This is a genomic window from Rhizobium sp. R693 (genome assembly GCF_002211315.1).
In the GTDB taxonomy this organism is placed as follows: Bacteria; Pseudomonadota; Alphaproteobacteria; order Rhizobiales; family Rhizobiaceae; genus Rhizobium.
In genome coordinates, this window is sequence record NZ_LOKY01000010.1 from 42,892 (window position 1) to 58,943 (window position 16,052).

Sequence of the window (16,052 nt, forward strand, 5' to 3'; positions counted from 1 at the left end):
CCGGGCGACCGGCCGCTTCCACTACTCGAACATGGAGAGCCCAGCATGGCCGCCGACACCCTTCTGGAGGTCGCCAATCTCGGCAAAGCCTTCGGTCACCTGACAGTGCTCAAGAACGTCTCGTTCAACCTTTCCCGCGGCGAACGTGTCGCTCTGATCGGTCCGAGTGGCTCGGGCAAGTCGACCTGTCTCAGAGCCATCAACTATCTCGAACCACCGACGGAAGGCGACATCCGGCTCGAAGGTCAGTCGATCGGCCGTAGACCGAATGGGCAGCGGATGACCGATCGCGAGATGGCGCCGCAGCGCGCGGAAATCGGGATGGTCTTCCAGCATTTTCACCTGTGGCCGCATCTGTCTGTTCGCGAAAATGTCGCGCTGCAGCCGCGCAAGGTCAGGGGGATGAGCCGCAGCGACGCCGAGATGCTTGCTGGCGATCTGCTCGGCAAGGTCCATCTGGCGCACAAGGCCGAGGAGATGCCGCAGCGGCTCTCCGGTGGCCAGCAGCAGCGTGTGGCGATCGCCCGTGCGCTGGCGCAGCAGCCAAAGCTCCTGCTCTTCGACGAACCGACATCGGCGCTGGATCCAGAGCTCGTAGGCGAGGTCCTCACCGTTATCAAGGAATTGGCAGCCGAAGGGCGGGCAATGGTTCTCGTCACCCACGAGATCGCCTTTGCGCGCGAGGTCGCCGATCGCATCCTGTTCATGGATGGCGGACAGATCGTTGAAGAAGGCCCGGCAAAGTCGGTGCTCGACCAGCCGCAGTCACCCCGCCTGAAGCAGTTTCTTGCCAGTCTGCAGCTTGGAGGGCCAGATGAGTGACGCGTTGCCAGGACTGATCGTCGAGGCGTTTTTTGCCGGAGCCCTGGTTACCGTCAAGGTAACGGCAGGCGCGCTCGCCGTCGCGCTCGCCATTGGCATGGCGCTGGCCGCAGCCACCGTCTTGACAAACAGCCGCATGCTCCAGACCGCCATCCGCATTTATGTGGAAGCGCTACGCAACGTGCCGAGCCTGACCTTTCTGTTTCTTCTCTACTACGGGCTTGCATCGCTTGGGCTCCGGCTCTCGTCGATGGTCGCTGCCATCGTCGGGCTCGGCCTGATCGGCGGCGCGATCACCGTCGACATATTTCGCTCGGGGTTTCGGTCCATTCCGGTCGGCCAGAGCGAGGCGGCGACATCGATCGGCCTGACGCCCTTCGCCGCCTTCCGGCTGATTGTGCTGCCGCAAGGATTGAGGCAGGCGCTGCCCTCGATCGGCAACTACGCGGTCGCGCTTGTCAAGGATACATCCCTTGTCGCCGCCATCGCAGCACCCGAAATCATGTTCAACGCCCGGCAGCTCGTCAACGAAACCTTTCAAACGGGCTTGATTTATGGAAGTGTCGCCCTCGTCTACCTGGTTCTGACCGGCGCCGTCGCGCAAGTTATGTCCCTGGTCGAACGGCGGCTGGAGACCCGATAATGTTCTTCCAAACCATTGCCGACAATATCGCCGACTGGGGCCCGCGACTGCTGGCGGGGCTGCGATTGACGTTTTCAGTGACAGCGGGCGGGTTTTGCCTTGCCTTCATGCTGGCCCTTTTGATCGAATTTCTGCGCACTCGCCGCCATGCCGCGGTGAGGTTCATCGCACGCCTTTACATCGTATCGGCGCGCGGCGTACCGATTCTGGTGATCCTTTATCTTCTTTATTTTGCGCTGCCCGGCGCGGGCATTACCCTGTCGGCCGTCGCTGCTGGAACAATCGGTCTTGCGGCAGTCTATGCGGCCTATCTCGCCGAAGTGTTCCGCGCCGGGCTTCACGCCGTCCCGGCGGGACAGCGCGAAGCGGCGCTTTCGAGCGGTATGTCACCATTGCAGGCCTTCCGGCTTGTGCTTTTGCCGCAGGCGGTCCGGCACACGATCGCGCCGCTGTTGATCAATCTGGTCTCGCTCCTGAAGGACAGCTCGATCTGCGCCCTCATCGCCGTTCCGGAACTGACGCTGGTGTCGCGGGAGCTCATGTCGGAGAGTTTTCTGCCGCTCCACGTGTTCGCGCTGACCGCCCTGCTTTATTTCGGTCTCGCATGGCCGGCTTCGCTCGTTGCCCGCGCGCTCGAGCAGCGCCTTCATCAACAGGGCCAGCGTGATAGCGGCCGCGGCAAGCGCCCTGTCGTCGAAGTCGCGGCCGTGGGATAACCGCAACCGTATTTGCCACAGACCCGCGCGGTCTGGTTTTCTTGCATAGTCATGGGAGTGAAGATGAAAAAACTGATCAACAGGCCCGAAGATGTCGTCAGGGAAATGCTGGAAGGCGTTGTTGCACTGTCGCCGGCAACGGCAATCCTCTGCGACGAAAACATCATTGTCCAGACGGGACTGGCCGAACCGGGCGCACGCCAGGTCGCGCTCATCTCCGGCGGTGGCAGCGGCCACGAACCAGCCCATGCAGGCTATGTCGGGCCGGGGATGCTGACCGCAGCCGTGGCAGGCGATGTCTTCACCTCGCCCAGTGCCGATGCTGTGCTTTCGGCAATCCGGGCGGTCGGCGGCCCGGCCGGCGTCCTTCTCATCGTCAAGAATTACACTGGCGACAGGTTAAACTTCGGCCTTGCCGCCGAGATGGCGCGTGCCGAAGGCATCCCCGTCGAGATTGTCGTCGTAGCAGACGATGCTGCGCTCCGTGACACGGTCCCTGCCGAACGGCGCCGCGGTATCGCCGGGACGGTCCTCGTGCACAAGCTCGCCGGCGCGGCCGCCGCAAAGGGTCTTCCACTTGGCCGCGTCGCAGCGATCGCCGGCGCTGCCGCAGAGCGGATCTCCTCCATGGGGGTTTCGCTTGGATCCTGCACGCTTCCCTCGGTCGGCAAGCCGGGCTTTACACTGGGAGAGGATGAGATCGAGGTCGGACTCGGCATCCATGGTGAACCGGGCGTGCGCAGGATGGCGCTTGCTTCGGCCGATGCATTGGTCGACCTCGTCGTCGATACAATTATAGCCGACGGAAAAATCAAGCGCGGAGACGATGTCGCTCTGCTGGTCAACGGCCTCGGATCGACACCGCCCCTGGAGCTTGCAATCCTGGCGCGCGCCGCGCTTGCGCGGCTTGAGAGAGAAGGCATGACGGTCGTTCGCGGCTTTGCCGGAACATTTCTCTCCGCTCTCGACATGCCCGGATTTTCTCTGTCGGTTTTGCCGGTAACACCAGATGACCTGACGCTCCTTGATCACCCGGTCCAAGCGCTCGCCTGGCCAGGTGGGGGCAGAGTCAACAAGAGCGGGGCAAAGATCACCATTGCTCCCCATTCCAAGCCCGCCGCCGATGATGACCATGACGCCATTGTTCCTGAATCAGGCCGGCATTTGCGTCAGGTGTTCGCCGGGGTTGCCAGGGCGCTGATCGATGCAGAGGACGAGTTGGCAAGACTCGATGGCATCAGCGGTGATGGTGACCTTGGAGCAAGCATGCGACGCGGCGCGAACGCTTTGCTGTCCCTTCCCGACGCCGCATTTTCAAGCGTCGCTCGAGCACTCTTGGAAGCTGGCGAGCAGGTCAGGAAAGCAATCGCTGGAAGTTCCGGCCCGTTCTATGCCACCGCACTCATGCGCGCGGCACGTCGCTTGTCCGGAATTGACGAGCCGTCCGCCGCCGATATCGCGGGCGCATTTGCAGACGCGGTTCAGGCAATCATGGATCTTGGTGGGGCACGTCGCGGCGATCGCACCATGATCGACGCATTGGAGCCCGCAGCCCGGACACTCATGGATCAACTTGGTTCGGACGTGGCGTTCAGCACCGCTTGGCGAAAGGCCGTCGAGGCAGCCGAGGAAGGCATGAAGCGAACCAGTAACATGCATCCAAGACTTGGACGCGCGAGTTATCTCGGCGAGCGCGCGATCGGCAGCCCCGATGCAGGCGCAGCCGCTGCCGTCATATGGCTGAGAGCCACGGTTCAATCCTTCGCGGCAAGATCGTAAAACGCGCCCGGCCGATGCAAAGAACGCCCCGCGGCTCTTCTTTCGAGGGGATCGTCATGTCAGCGGCATCGCCCATGGCCTTGTTTTTGGCGTGTGGTGCCCTGGTCGGGGCGAGTGACAGCAACAGCCATGATGCCTTGGGCGGCTGGTCATATCCACTGGCATGTTGCAAGTCATCGACGGTCGGTGGTGATTGCGAAGCGATGCCAGACGGTCGAGTTACGAAGGGGCCGCGCCGCTTCCGTGTAATTATCCGTCCCGGCGACCATCATCTTGCAACCCATAGTCATCTGTTCTTTGTGCCCTACGGCGATGAAATGCTGTCGGGAGACAAGGACTTTGATATTTGCCTCCATCCAACAGAACACGATGTTAATTGCTTTTTGCACCGGCCGACGGCGCATGATGAGCGTTTCCAACTCATGAGGTACCAGTCGAAGTCTGCCGATTACTTTTCGACCGTATGAGGTGATGTGAATGAGCTTCGCCGTTCGCACCTGCATCGATTTTCCTGATCGTTATCGACAGCCCCACAAATAACAATGAAATCCGCAATTTGCGTGCAATTTCGCCAAAAACTACAATGATAACGGGAAACGGCGGGCGTAGTACCTGCCATGGCGTTCAGTCGTAACAAGCCCGGGGAGATTTCATGAGCATCAGCAAACCCATTCTTCCAGCCCTTTTGATCACACTTCTTTCCACAACCGCCTTCGCCGCAGTGAACGGTCCAGTAAAATCGATCACCCTTTCTTCCGGTGGCCTGGCCGAGATCGTCCGCACCGCCGACGTCGGCAAGGAAGCGGAGATCACCATCGATGTGCCGCTCGACCAGATTGACGATGTGCTGAAGAGCCTGATCGTTCGCGATGACAAGGGGGCCGTGAAAAATCTCTCCCTGTCCGGGCCCAATCCTCTGGAGGAAACCTTCCGGACATTGCCGTTCAAACCAACAGACCTGACGTCAATGCCAAAGCTGCTGGATGCCATCAAGGGAACGCAGGTTACCGCCGGTGACAAGCAAGGGGTTGTCCTGGGGGTTACGGCAATCGACGGTGAGAAGGAGCCAAAGAGCTGGCAGCTTTCGTTGCTGATGTCGGGCGGCGAGATCGCGATGCTCCCGATCCCGGGCACGAAGATCGAAATCCTGGATGAGACCGTGAAGGCAAAGCTACAGACCGCAATGTCAGTCATTGCCAAGGGCAATACCGATGGTGCGAGAACGGTGACAATCAAACTTGGCGGTGAAACGTCGCGCCAGGTGGACCTTTCCTATGTTGTTCCTGCTCCGATCTGGAAGACTTCATATCGTTTGGTCACGGGCGCGGACGGCAATGTCCGCCTGCAAGCCTGGGCGGTCTTCGAAAACGCTTCGGGCGAGGACTGGAAAGACGTCAACATCACGCTCTCCTCGGGAAAGCCTGTGACACTGAGGCAGGCACTCTTCCAGCGCTTCATGAAAAACCGTACGGAGGTCGCAGTCGATACCAGTGCGGTCCAGTTTCATCGCGCTGGGTCCGATGTCGGCGGAGCGTTGCGCAGCCAAGGCGCAGCAAAGGCGGAAGCCTTCCTTCCGGCTCCCGCTCCGATAATGGAAGCGGCAGATTCGTCAAATTTCGCGATGGCTGGGGTCGCTGAGGCCGCGAATGCCACGGAAGGCGATGTCACCTCCACCTTTGCTCTCCCAGGCGTTTATGACGTCAAGAACGGCGAAACCGTTTCATTGCCAATCATCGATAAGGGCGTGAAGGCGGAAATGGTCTCCCTTTATCGGCAGGACCGGGGGAGCGAACACCCGGTTGCCGCTGCGCTCATTGAAAATGACTCTGGCATCAGCCTGCCGCAAGGCATCCTTACGGTTTACGACGGCAAGGCGGGATATGTCGGTGACGCGCAGATCAAGGGCCTGCCGACGGGCGAAAAGCAGGCGATCACCTATGCGATTGACCAGAAGGTCAGCATCACCACGGATTCGAAACAGGCCCAGACCGTGGTCAGCGTGAAGGTTGTCGACGGCATGATACATGCAAAGTCGACCTTACAGGAGGCAACCGACTACGCGATCAGCGCACCGACCGATGCCGAAAGAACGGTCCTGGTCGAAGTGCCACGGAGGAATGGCTGGACGTTCTCGGCCCCTGACGCTGTTGACCCAACGAGCACGGACTACAGAGTAAAAACGAAGCTCGGGGCGGGTGAGAAGAAGGTCATCAAGACCAAACTGGAATCGGTCATTGATGAAGTCTACGCGCTTGCCGAGGCAAATGCTCAAGACATCCTTCGGTGGGGTACCGCAGCCGACCCCGAGACCAAAGAGAAGCTGGAAGAGCTTGCACAAGCTCGAAAGGACCAGAACAACGCCCAGGTGAAGCTCGACATGCTAGATCAGGAGTATCAGCGGGTCTCCGAAACCCAGGCGAGGTCACGTCAGAACCTTCAGGCATTGCGGGAGGGGGATCACCGCACCCGCTTCGAGAAGCAATTGGTTGAACTTGAAAACCGTCTTCAGGAGATCGAGAGCGCTCGGGCGGAGCAACGCACTGTTATCGACGACTACAACAAAAAGGTCGAGTCGATTATCAGAATGTTCTGAACCACAAGCCTTAATACCGGGTTCTGTTGGAAGTTCATCGAACGTGGCGTTGCCCCCCGCAATCGGAGCGTTCTCGTTTTCACGTCCGATTAAGCGCACCAAATCCAGAGCAAACGTCATGCCAATGAACACAGACGAACATATGATGGACCACGCACTCGCTGAGGCCCGGCTTGCGCTGGACATGGGAGTGTTTCCGGTTGGAGCCGTTCTCGCATCCGGATCGCGGTTAGTAGGACGCGCTCATAAGACGATGGCTTCCAACCATCTTAGCCATGCCGAAATGAACTTGTACCATAAGGTGTTCGTCGGCGAGTATGCCTATACGCGTGACGAAAACCTGACCCTCTATACGACATTGGAACCCTGCATCATGTGCCTGGGGACCACTCTCCATCTTCCGGTGACGCGGGTGGTATATGCGATGAGTGACGACTACGGCGGGTGTGGGGCCACAAAGTTGGAACCCGTTCCACCTCGTCACCTTTCGCGCCAACTGTTGATCGAAGGAGGCGTCCGCCGCCGTGAGGCTTGCAAGCTCTTTGGGGAATTCTTAGACAACACGACAGAGCCATTCTGGCAGCAAGGCGGGGCAAATCACTTCCAGGCCGCAGTGCGTGCTGAATTAAACACTGCGGCCCCTCCTCGATAGGCTTCTGCTGAAGAGACCATTGGGCGGCTGTGGTTCACAGCGGGAACAACGTGATAACTAGCGCGTTGTTTGGGCAGTCGGGCGTGAGCGTAATCGGAGTGTGGCGCTCTCCTACCCTCGGACACCCGAGGTTGCTTCCAGCCTTCGAGCTGTGACGCGGGGTTCGAATCCCTGCCCCGGCTACCATCTTCGATTTCGATCTTCAGCGTTTGTCTCAGTCCATTTGAGTACTGCTGGCCCACGTCTTTCCGACCAGGAAAGGAATACGGCTCCTCGGCGTGACACTCTCCTCGCTAGAGCCGATGGCCGGAACGAGCATCGAACAACTGGCATTGGTTCCCTGACGAGCACCGCGTCCTGCGGATTTGCATCGCTACCAAGCGGTACGTGCCGTGCCCAACGCAAATGAATTCATCGACTGCACATGGGCGACGTGGGGTTTCACCGTCACGACGCAGTTCCCTGGGCAGCTAAGCTTATGCTGGGCAAGATGCTTCAGCAATTCCTCCACATTGCGCTTTTCGGTAAGCGGAAAGGTAAAGGTCATCCAAGTTCCTCCATATGGCAGACTTCACTAGCCACTTAGGACTTGAATTCCTCCGCATCGCAACATGAAATGTTTAATAAGAAAATTAAAATCGATTAGGTTTTCGATTCAAAATATTTAAATCGATATATTGGCCACTCGCCTATCCACACCACGGTCGCGGCGTCGGTGGGCATCCTGTTCCACCACACACGAACGGCACAGCCAGCCCCTCGCCCACCAAGATGTTGCTGACATCCCGTCCACCCGCATGAAGAACGGCACAGGAGCGACCGTAATTGCATCGCTTTGTTCCTTCAGTCCCCGGCTTGCACGCGCAGGGAACCCTCGTAAGCTCGACCGGTCCGGCTGCGACGAGTTCCTTCAGGCGGTCCGTTGCACGGTCGCCGAGCTCCTTCTCAGACGTGCAACGCGGACTAAAGACCTCGGGTGCATTGTATCCAACGAGCCGGGTGCCGTTGATTTCGCCTTCCACATGAATCGTATCGCCATCGGTGACCGAAAACCTTGACGAGGCAAATTCGCTCTTAGTGGATGACGACGGCGAACTCACCGCATCGAACTTGCTGCTGCCCGTAACAAACTGAAGGCATGCAATCACCGCCAGGACCACAATTGCCGTCAGGAATCTTCTCTCGCCCCAAGTCAGGCGATGTGAACGCCGCCTGGTAAACTTCGACCGAGAATACTTTGGCGGCCGACGATGTGGGGGCAGCACCGTCTCCCGGGGCTGAAACTGGACCACATTTGAGCGACTTCCGAGAATCTCGAAGACCTTTTTCCACTGCTTGTCCGTAAGAGTGAACCCGTCGCTATTGCGGTCAATGCGCGTCAGAATATCGGACAGGAATTTCCGCTGCCAGTCATTGAGATCATGGCGGCGTAGTGCGACCTCGATATCTCTTTTGAGATTGATTGCGGTTTCCATTGTTCACCCAATGCCGATTGATTGAGCTTAGTCTTCAAACCGCTAAGGGATGCTTTCAGCGACAAGTCGAATTGTCATGCGCTGCAAAGGCGAAAGCACCGCGTCAAATTGGCCCTCCCGCTATTCACCGTTCCGTGGGGCCTGAGCGAAGCGATTTCCCGCCTCCCTCGTCATTTTCGATACGCACCACCTTGCATAGGCTTTTGCCGGAATGCCGCCCAGCCTGCTACCCAGCGGGCTGTGAGAGTACGAGTAATCGATTTTGACGATTACCCGAGAGCCTACCGAGATAGGTTTGACGACAAATCCCATGTGGTAGGTATCGATCACCAACAGCTTTGGATGGCCGAGCGTCTGCCAGGATTTCCGCCAGGGCGGTTGCCACTCCGTAACGATCTCCTCCACGAACAGGTTCATGCCCAGAATTTTGCCGCGCATCTTTATGATGGAGCCGACAACTTGCCCATTTCCCTGGTCGACGTCGTATTTCATGGTGGCCCCAAACATCATCAAAGAGGGCCGCTGCATGTGGGCTCCAACGACGGATGGATCATCGAGGAAGGCAAATACCTGCTGGGGCGGAGCCAGCAGGTCGATGCTGCTTGATGCGGACGCCTCGTAACTCATCACGCGCCGTCCCGGTGGTCATGTCCGCCATGTCCGCCATGTCCATGAAACAGATGCATGAGAGGGCATGCGAGAAGCAGAATATAGGGAGCGATCCCAAGCGCGTGGGCCCAATGCTCCCGCAAGACGAAAAACAACACGATGATGCCCAGTGAGACGGCCATCAAAGTCCAGGCGCGTGAGTTCATAGTCCGATCCTCCTCAGTCTGAGGGAATTGCCGATAACGCTGACAGAAGAGAGTGCCATGGCAGCGGCTGCGATGATGGGGGAGAGCAAAATGCCGAAGGCGGGGTAAAGAGCACCCGCTGCTATCGGCACGCCAGCGGCATTGTAGATGAAGGCGAAGAACAAGTTCTGCCGGATGTTGCGCATCGTTGCCCGACTGAGCTGTCGGGCCCTGGCGATCCCCTGGAGGTCGCCTTTGAGCAGGGTGACGCCTGCGCTTTCGATGGCAACGTCTGTTCCCGTTCCCATAGCGATGCCGACATCGGCTGCGGCGAGTGCAGGCGCATCGTTGACCCCGTCGCCCGCCATCGCGACAACGCGTCCTTCGCTGCGGAGTTGCGCGACAATCTTGCTCTTGTCCTCCGGAAGAACCTCGGCCTCCACCTTGTTGATGCCAAGCTTGCGAGCAACGGCGGCGGCGGTCGTGGTGTTGTCTCCCGTCAGCATGACAACCTGGACGCCTTCCTTGACCAGTTGCTCGACGGCCTGAGGTGTTGTTGCCTTGATCGGATCGGCGATGGCCAGAAGGCCTGCCAGCTTTCCATCAGCAGCCATGAAGATCACGGTCGCACCTTCGTCCCGCAAGTCCTCGGCATGATCCGTCAAGTCCGACACGTCGACATGGGAATCCTCCATGATCCGGTGGCTGCCCAGAATGAGCTTCTTGCCATCGACAGTTCCAATCACACCCCTGCCGACGGGGCTGTCGAAGTCTTGTGCGTCGGTCAGTGCAAGTTCGCGTTCCTGAGCCGCTTTGACGATGGCATGCGCCAGTGGGTGTTCACTGGAGCGTTCGAGACTTGCTGCAAGCCTTAGGAACTCCTCTTGAGTGGAGCCTGCGTGCGGATGGATTGCAGTGACCTTGGGACGTCCCTCGGTCAGAGTTCCCGTCTTGTCCACCACAAGCGTGTCGATCTTTTCGAAGCGCTCCAGCGCCTCGGCGTTCTTGATCAACACACCCATTCTCGCGCCGCGCCCGACGCCGACCATGATGGACATCGGCGTTGCGAGGCCGAGGGCGCAGGGGCACGCGATGATCAGGACGGCAACAGCCGCGACGAGTCCGTAGGCAAAGCTCGGTTCGGGTCCGAAGAGCAGCCAGGCGGCGAACGCAACAATCGCGACGACAATGACGACCGGTACGAACCAACCCGATACCTGGTCCGCCAGTCGCTGTATTGGAGCGCGGGACCGCTGGGCCTCGGCGACCATCCGCACAATCTGCGAAAGCATCGTGTCGCGGCCGACCTTGCCTGCCTCCATGACGAACCCGCCAGTCTGGTTCATCGTGCCGCCAATCAGTTTCGAGCCGACTTCCTTGGTAACCGGCATGGATTCACCCGTAATCATGGATTCGTCTACGGAGCTTCTTCCTACCAACAGGACGCCATCGACGGGCACCTTTTCACCGGGGCGGACGCGAAGGCGATCTCCAACGGCGACGGCGTCCAAACCGACGTCCTCGTCGGAGCCGTCTGCTTTCACCCGCCGGGCCGTTTTGGGCGCGAGATCGAGAAGCGCCCGGATGGCTCCGCCTGTTTGCTCGCGGGCTCGAAGCTCCAGAACCTGACCCAACAGGACAAGAACTGTGATGACTGCGGCCGCTTCGAAATAGACCGCGACAGCACCTTCATTCGAGCGCACGGTCTCGGGGAAAATGTCGGGACGCAAAGTCGCAACGGCGCTGTAGACCCAGGCGACCCCGGTACCCATGGCAATCAGGGTGAACATATTGAGGTTCCGGGACACAAGCGACTGCCATCCCCTGTGGAAGAATGGCCAGCCCGCCCAGAGCACGACGGGTGTCGCGAGCACCATCTGCACAAAGTTGGAGGTCTGCGCTCGAAAAAGCATGTGAAGGTCCGCAAGATGCCCGCCCATTTCCAACGCCAATACGGGTAGAGTGAGAACGAGGCCGATCCAGAACCGACGTTGCATATCGACAAGTTCGGCGCTCGGACCGGTCTCGGCGGTCATGACTTCCGGCTCAAGGGTCATCCCGCAAATGGGGCAGTTGCCTGGACCAGGCTGCCTGATCTGCGGGTGCATGGGACAGGTGTAAATGACCGGTTCTGCGGTCACGGGTGGCGGTGGCGATGCCACCATGTGGTCATGGTTGTGATGATGTGGCGATGTCACGGGATACTCCGCGTCTGTCTGGTGCCTGTTTCGTGCGACCGATTTCAGCCGCTCTCGATTAATCAGGCGACGGCGCGGGGTGGCCCGACGGAAGGAGGCAAAGCGATGCCGGTCAGATGTTCAACAGGTTCCACATAGGCGACGTCCACAAAACTCGGGAGATGGCGAACTTCGGTCAAAACCGCTTCCGCAACAAACACCAAGCACTGCGGAGCGCAGCATTGGCCGGGCTGATTGTGCGGCGTTTTGCTGTCGCAGTCCTCGCGGGCAATTTCGGCGGCCGAAATATCTGCATGCGCTGCAGCAGACGACACGGCTGTGAAGCCTGGCATCACAGGGGAAAGGAAGAGCAGGACTGCGACGAGAACCGCGACCATGACGTTCCGACTATGAACCTCGTAGCTAAACCAACGGGCTGAATCTTGCCAATGTCTCGAGATAGCTGAGAGGCAAAATTAGACATTGATCTTGATCAAATTCAAGTCGATACGGGAAGACGCCTTCCGGGCTTGCCCGATGTTATGCAAAGCGAAGCTTCTATGAATGCCAAATTTCTTGTCTGTTCAGTGATTTTTGGAACTGTCGCATCAGCGGCGGTTTGCGCGAAAGACGTCGTGACGGCGCGACAGGCGGACATGAAGGCAATGGCCGCCGCGACCAAGTCCATCGCAGGCATGTTCAAGGAGCCTTCGACATACCGCCCGGTCGAATTCAAACATTCAGCCGACCTCATTGGCGACAAGGCTGGCCGGGTTTTGATCGACCACTTCGCGCGGGAAGCGGCCACTTCCTCGGATTCGAAGGCCAAGCCCAATATCATAGATGAACGCGAACGCTTCGACCGTCTTGCAAATGATCTGAAATCCTACGCGGGAGCGCTCGCTGCCGCAGCCGAGAACAATCCGACGACAATGACCGACAGCATGCGGATGAAGCCGGGTGAGGCGATGGGCGGTGGGCCGCTCGGCACCCATGTCCGAAGCGAAGAGCAACTCTCATCCATTCCCGCAGAGCATGCCTTCCATTTGATGCTGCAGACCTGCACGACCTGCCACTCTCGGTACCGAATGGAATAGGACTATCGGCGCATCGATGGATCAGGCCCGAGGCCGTTGACACCAAAACGAGTGTTCATCGGTAGAACGTCGTCTCCACCTGCTGCGTTGGCGAACTCCTCGATGATCGGGCAATCAGGGCGGTCGTCGCCGTGGCAATGATGCGCCAGATGCTTCAATGTCTCCGTCATCTGATGAATGGCGGCTGCCTTTTGTTCCAGCTCGGCAATGTGCTCCATCGCAATGGTCTTGACGTCCGCACTCGCGCGTGACCGGTCCCGCCACAGAGCAAGCAGGGTCTTCATCTGCTCTACGGAAAATCCAAGATCGCGGGCGCGGCGAATGAAGCGCAGTGTGTGGATATCATTGTCGGTGTAGGTGCGGTAGCTCGCTTCGGTGCGAAGAGCAGGCGAAATCAGCTTGATCCGTTCGTAGTAGCGGATCATTTTCGCCGAAACGCCGCTCGCCTTGGCCGCTTCTCCGATATTCATGTCGATCTCCTTGAATGTGGGCGGCCTTGATGGGCCAGCCCGCTTTGCATGGGTTATGGGTTGACAGAGCGGAGGCGCAAAGCGTTTCCAAGTACGAAGACGCTGGACATCGCCATGGCTGCTGCTGCGAAGATCGGCGACATCAGTGTGCCGTTGACCGGGTAGAGCACGCCTGCCGCCACCGGAATCAGGCTGACGTTGTAAGCAAAGGCCCAAAACAGGTTCTGCTTGATATTTCCGATTGTCGCCTTGCTGAGGGCGATTGCCTTGGGAAGCCCGGTCAGGTCGCCGGACATCAAGACGACATCGGCGCTCTCGATTGCGATGTCCGTGCCTGTGCCGACTGCAAGACCCACGTCCGCCTCGGTCAATGCCGGAGCATCATTGATGCCGTCTCCAATGAAGGCGACGCTGCGCCCACCGGCCCTCAGGCGCTTGACGGCGTCGACCTTGCCGTCGGGCAGCACCTCGGCCACGATCTCGTCAATGCCGAGCTTACGGGCAATGGCTTCGGCCGTGCGTCTGTTGTCGCCTGTGATCATCGCAACCTTTAAGCCGAGCGCATGCAGCGCGGAGATGGCAGCTGGAGTTGTTTCCTTTACCGGGTCGGACACGGCGATGATCGCCGCTGGATTGCCGTCGATCGACGCGTAAAGCGGCGACTTCCCCTGATCGCCAAGGCTAGCAGCCTTCTCGCCAAACCTGCTGACGTCGATGCCTGCCTTCTGGAATGCGCGATCAGCGCCCACGAGAAGCTTGCGGCCGTTGACCGAGCCTTCAATACCGAAGCCGGGAATGGCCTTAAAGTCGCTGACCGGAAGAACCGGAATTCCGCGTTCCCAGGCGGCTGCGGCCAGCGCCTTGGCAATCGGGTGTTCTGACAAGGTCTCGACGCTCGCGACCAGTTGCAAGACGTCCGCCTCTGCGTAGCCATCCTGGACCTCGATGTCGGTCAGTTCGGGCCGTCCCTTCGTCAGCGTGCCGGTCTTGTCGAGCGCTACAATGTCGGCTTCGCGAAGGCTTTGCAGTGCTTCGCCCTTCCTGAACAGGATACCGAGTTCAGCGGCGCGTCCTGTCCCGACCATAATCGATGTCGGTGTGGCCAGGCCCATGGCACATGGGCACGCGATAATCAGCACTGCGACCGCGTTGACGAGGGCGAAACTCAGGGCGGGCGACGGGCCAATCACAAACCAGGCGGCAAAGGTGAGTGCTCCTGCCAGAATGACTGCCGGTACGAACCAGCCGGTGACCTTGTCGACGAGAGCCTGGATCGGCAGTTTCGACCCTTGCGCAGCCTCGACCATCTTGATGATCTGCGCCAGCAGCGTGTCACTGCCGACCTTTGTGGCCTTGAAGGTGAAAACGCCATTCGTATTGATCGTGCCCCCGACGACCTCACTGTCGAGCGCCTTTTCGACCGGAACGGGCTCGCCCGTGATCATCGATTGATCGACATAGGAAATGCCGGTCACGACGACACCGTCGACCGGCACCTTCTCACCCGGCCTGATGCGAACGAGATCGCCGACGACGACGTCTTCGATCTGGGTTTCGACAAACTCGCCGTTGCGCGAGACGAAGGCGGTCTTTGCCTGGAGGCCGATCAGCCGCTTGATGGCCTGGCTGGTTTGGCCCTTGGCCCGAGCTTCGAGGAAGCGACCAAGCAGGATCAAAGTGACGATGACAGCTGCGGCTTCGTAATAGACGTTGACGGTTCCGGACGGCAGCACCCCCGGTGCGAAGGTCGCCACGACCGAATACAGCCAAGCCGCCGTCGTGCCGAGCACGACCAGCGAGTTCATGTCAGGCGTCCAACGCAGGAGGTTAGGCACTCCCTTCTGGAAGAAGCGCAGGCCGGGACCAAACAGGACGATGCTCGCGAGGACGAATTGGAGGTACAGGTTGTTCTGCATACCGACGGTGTCCATGATCAGCTGATCGACGCCCGGAATGAAATGAGAGCCCATCTCCAGAAGGAAGAGCGGGAGTGTCAGCGCCGCTGAGACGACCAGCAGTGCCTTGAGCTTCGGAATTTCGGCTGCGCGATGGTCCTTGGGCTCTTCAGCTGCGGATGCTGCCAGCCGACGGACATCGTAGCCAGCATTTCTTATCGCTGTTTCGAGTGCCGATGTCTCAATAGCGCCGGTCGCGAGCCGAACGGTTGCCCGCTCGGTTGCCAGGTTCACGGATGCATCTATGACACCGGGGACGGCTTTGAGAGATTTTTCAACTCGGGCGACACAGGAGGCGCATGTCATGCCTTCAACGTCGAAATCCCGGGTCTCAGTCTTCGCTTGGTAACCGGCGCTTTCAATGGCGCGCAAGACCGATCCGGTGTCGACAACGTCCTTGAACGTCACCGTCGCTCGCTCGGTGGCGAGATTGACCGATGCGGTGCTGACGCCTGGAAGAGCCGAGATCGCCCTCTCCACGCGGGCGACGCAGGAGGCGCATGTCATGCCCTCGATTTCGAACTCGGTCGCAATGGGTATCGATGTGCTTTTTTCGAACTGGGAGAGTGCAGTCATGGGAGAAACCTCATTTCACTGCACAGATAAGTAATCCTTCCCATGATGGGAAGGTCAAGGGCCGTCTTTCACCTGTTTGATGTGGATCAACGCCGCGTCATGCCGTCCTGTTTACTCTGGTGGCAGGTCCATAATAAGCTGGATGGCATGGCAGCGAATTTCTATCGAGCATTGGTGCAACTAGCCGGAATGGTCATCCTGGCCATCGGCCTGCTATTTGCGCCGTTTGCCGCCGCACATGCTGCCCCATGCGCCGACGGATCATCTGGCACGCACGTCCTGTTGCAGGAGCACCCTGAAGCG

The 16,052-nt window shown here is 59.2% G+C and carries 15 protein-coding genes; 7 read left to right on the forward strand and 8 right to left on the reverse strand.

From position 1 onward, the window contains the following. Window positions 1–45: 45 nt before the first annotated feature. The 4 genes from ATY79_RS10875 to ATY79_RS10890 all read left to right on the forward strand — a co-directional run bounded on the left by ATY79_RS10875 (window position 46) and on the right by ATY79_RS10890 (window position 3,960). Window positions 46–822: an amino acid ABC transporter ATP-binding protein gene (locus ATY79_RS10875; protein WP_088703852.1), complete on the forward strand. Its 777-nt coding sequence runs from the start codon at window positions 46–48 to the stop codon at window positions 820–822. Continuing rightward, window positions 815–1,465 (forward strand): amino acid ABC transporter permease, encoded by a 651-nt coding sequence (locus ATY79_RS10880; protein ID WP_088703853.1) that lies wholly within the window; start codon window positions 815–817, stop codon window positions 1,463–1,465. The genes ATY79_RS10875 and ATY79_RS10880 overlap by 8 nt, the downstream gene beginning before the upstream one ends. Beyond that, window positions 1,465–2,181, forward strand: a complete 717-nt coding sequence (locus tag ATY79_RS10885; RefSeq protein ID WP_245312354.1) for an amino acid ABC transporter permease — start codon at window positions 1,465–1,467, stop codon at window positions 2,179–2,181. The genes ATY79_RS10880 and ATY79_RS10885 overlap by 1 nt, the downstream gene beginning before the upstream one ends. Before the next feature lie 63 nt (window positions 2,182–2,244). Beyond that, entirely contained in the window at window positions 2,245–3,960 is a 1,716-nt protein-coding gene (locus ATY79_RS10890) for a dihydroxyacetone kinase family protein (protein WP_088703855.1), read from the forward strand. A 173-nt stretch (window positions 3,961–4,133) separates the two neighbouring features. Here ATY79_RS10890 and ATY79_RS30845 read toward each other — a convergent pair whose 3' ends face one another. Continuing rightward, the gene (locus ATY79_RS30845) at window positions 4,134–4,463 is read right to left on the reverse strand and encodes a hypothetical protein (RefSeq protein ID WP_189638003.1); all 330 of its coding nucleotides are present in this window, start codon (window positions 4,461–4,463) and stop codon (window positions 4,134–4,136) included. A 149-nt stretch (window positions 4,464–4,612) separates the two neighbouring features. On the opposite strand from ATY79_RS30845, the gene ATY79_RS10900 reads away from it, so the two are divergent. Beyond that, window positions 4,613–6,553: a DUF4139 domain-containing protein gene (locus ATY79_RS10900; RefSeq protein ID WP_088703856.1), complete on the forward strand. Its 1,941-nt coding sequence runs from the start codon at window positions 4,613–4,615 to the stop codon at window positions 6,551–6,553. A gap of 124 nt (window positions 6,554–6,677) precedes the next feature. After that, window positions 6,678–7,205, forward strand: a complete 528-nt coding sequence (locus ATY79_RS10905) for a nucleoside deaminase (protein ID WP_280950880.1) — start codon at window positions 6,678–6,680, stop codon at window positions 7,203–7,205. Between the two features lie 689 nt (window positions 7,206–7,894). On the opposite strand, the gene ATY79_RS10910 is transcribed toward ATY79_RS10905, so the two are convergent. From ATY79_RS10910 to ATY79_RS10930, 5 genes are all read right to left on the reverse strand, one after another. Continuing rightward, window positions 7,895–8,680: a hypothetical protein gene (locus tag ATY79_RS10910; RefSeq protein ID WP_088703858.1), complete on the reverse strand. Its 786-nt coding sequence runs from the start codon at window positions 8,678–8,680 to the stop codon at window positions 7,895–7,897. A gap of 120 nt (window positions 8,681–8,800) precedes the next feature. After that, complete coding sequence (locus tag ATY79_RS10915) at window positions 8,801–9,307, reverse strand: SRPBCC family protein (RefSeq protein WP_088703859.1); 507 nt, start codon at window positions 9,305–9,307, stop codon at window positions 8,801–8,803. Beyond that, window positions 9,307–9,495 (reverse strand): DUF2933 domain-containing protein, encoded by a 189-nt coding sequence (locus ATY79_RS10920; protein WP_088703860.1) that lies wholly within the window; start codon window positions 9,493–9,495, stop codon window positions 9,307–9,309. Before ATY79_RS10920 ends, ATY79_RS10915 begins: the two co-directional genes overlap by 1 nt. Then, window positions 9,492–11,639, reverse strand: a complete 2,148-nt coding sequence (locus ATY79_RS10925) for a copper-translocating P-type ATPase (protein ID WP_088703921.1) — start codon at window positions 11,637–11,639, stop codon at window positions 9,492–9,494. Before ATY79_RS10925 ends, ATY79_RS10920 begins: the two co-directional genes overlap by 4 nt. A gap of 95 nt (window positions 11,640–11,734) precedes the next feature. Next, entirely contained in the window at window positions 11,735–12,049 is a 315-nt protein-coding gene (locus ATY79_RS10930; protein WP_088703861.1) for a hypothetical protein, read from the reverse strand. 162 nt (window positions 12,050–12,211) lie between these two features. Here ATY79_RS10930 and ATY79_RS10935 point away from each other — a divergent pair, with 162 nt between their 5' ends. Then, window positions 12,212–12,748 (forward strand): cytochrome c, encoded by a 537-nt coding sequence (locus ATY79_RS10935; RefSeq protein WP_088703922.1) that lies wholly within the window; start codon window positions 12,212–12,214, stop codon window positions 12,746–12,748. Between the two features lie 2 nt (window positions 12,749–12,750). On the opposite strand, the gene cueR is transcribed toward ATY79_RS10935, so the two are convergent. After that, complete coding sequence (gene cueR, locus ATY79_RS10940) at window positions 12,751–13,218, reverse strand: Cu(I)-responsive transcriptional regulator (RefSeq protein ID WP_088703862.1); 468 nt, start codon at window positions 13,216–13,218, stop codon at window positions 12,751–12,753. Between the two features lie 53 nt (window positions 13,219–13,271). After that, window positions 13,272–15,749 (reverse strand): heavy metal translocating P-type ATPase, encoded by a 2,478-nt coding sequence (locus ATY79_RS10945; protein WP_088703863.1) that lies wholly within the window; start codon window positions 15,747–15,749, stop codon window positions 13,272–13,274. Window positions 15,750–16,052 lie beyond the last annotated feature (303 nt).

Coding starts and splice junctions, on each gene's coding strand:
- cueR (WP_088703862.1), bottom strand. CDS start 13,218: ATGAATATCGGAGAAGCGGCCAAGGCGAGCGGCGTTTCGGCGAAAATG.
- ATY79_RS10880 (WP_088703853.1), top strand. CDS start 815: ATGAGTGACGCGTTGCCAGGACTGATCGTCGAGGCGTTTTTTGCCGGA.
- ATY79_RS10925 (WP_088703921.1), bottom strand. CDS start 11,639: ATGGTGGCATCGCCACCGCCACCCGTGACCGCAGAACCGGTCATTTAC.
- ATY79_RS10905 (WP_280950880.1), top strand. CDS start 6,678: ATGAACACAGACGAACATATGATGGACCACGCACTCGCTGAGGCCCGG.
- ATY79_RS10930 (WP_088703861.1), bottom strand. CDS start 12,049: ATGGTCGCGGTTCTCGTCGCAGTCCTGCTCTTCCTTTCCCCTGTGATG.
- ATY79_RS10910 (WP_088703858.1), bottom strand. CDS start 8,680: ATGGAAACCGCAATCAATCTCAAAAGAGATATCGAGGTCGCACTACGC.
- ATY79_RS10915 (WP_088703859.1), bottom strand. CDS start 9,307: ATGAGTTACGAGGCGTCCGCATCAAGCAGCATCGACCTGCTGGCTCCG.
- ATY79_RS10875 (WP_088703852.1), top strand. CDS start 46: ATGGCCGCCGACACCCTTCTGGAGGTCGCCAATCTCGGCAAAGCCTTC.
- ATY79_RS10945 (WP_088703863.1), bottom strand. CDS start 15,749: ATGACTGCACTCTCCCAGTTCGAAAAAAGCACATCGATACCCATTGCG.
- ATY79_RS10920 (WP_088703860.1), bottom strand. CDS start 9,495: ATGAACTCACGCGCCTGGACTTTGATGGCCGTCTCACTGGGCATCATC.
- ATY79_RS30845 (WP_189638003.1), bottom strand. CDS start 4,463: ATGCAGGTGCGAACGGCGAAGCTCATTCACATCACCTCATACGGTCGA.
- ATY79_RS10935 (WP_088703922.1), top strand. CDS start 12,212: ATGAATGCCAAATTTCTTGTCTGTTCAGTGATTTTTGGAACTGTCGCA.
- ATY79_RS10890 (WP_088703855.1), top strand. CDS start 2,245: ATGAAAAAACTGATCAACAGGCCCGAAGATGTCGTCAGGGAAATGCTG.
- ATY79_RS10900 (WP_088703856.1), top strand. CDS start 4,613: ATGAGCATCAGCAAACCCATTCTTCCAGCCCTTTTGATCACACTTCTT.
- ATY79_RS10885 (WP_245312354.1), top strand. CDS start 1,465: ATGTTCTTCCAAACCATTGCCGACAATATCGCCGACTGGGGCCCGCGA.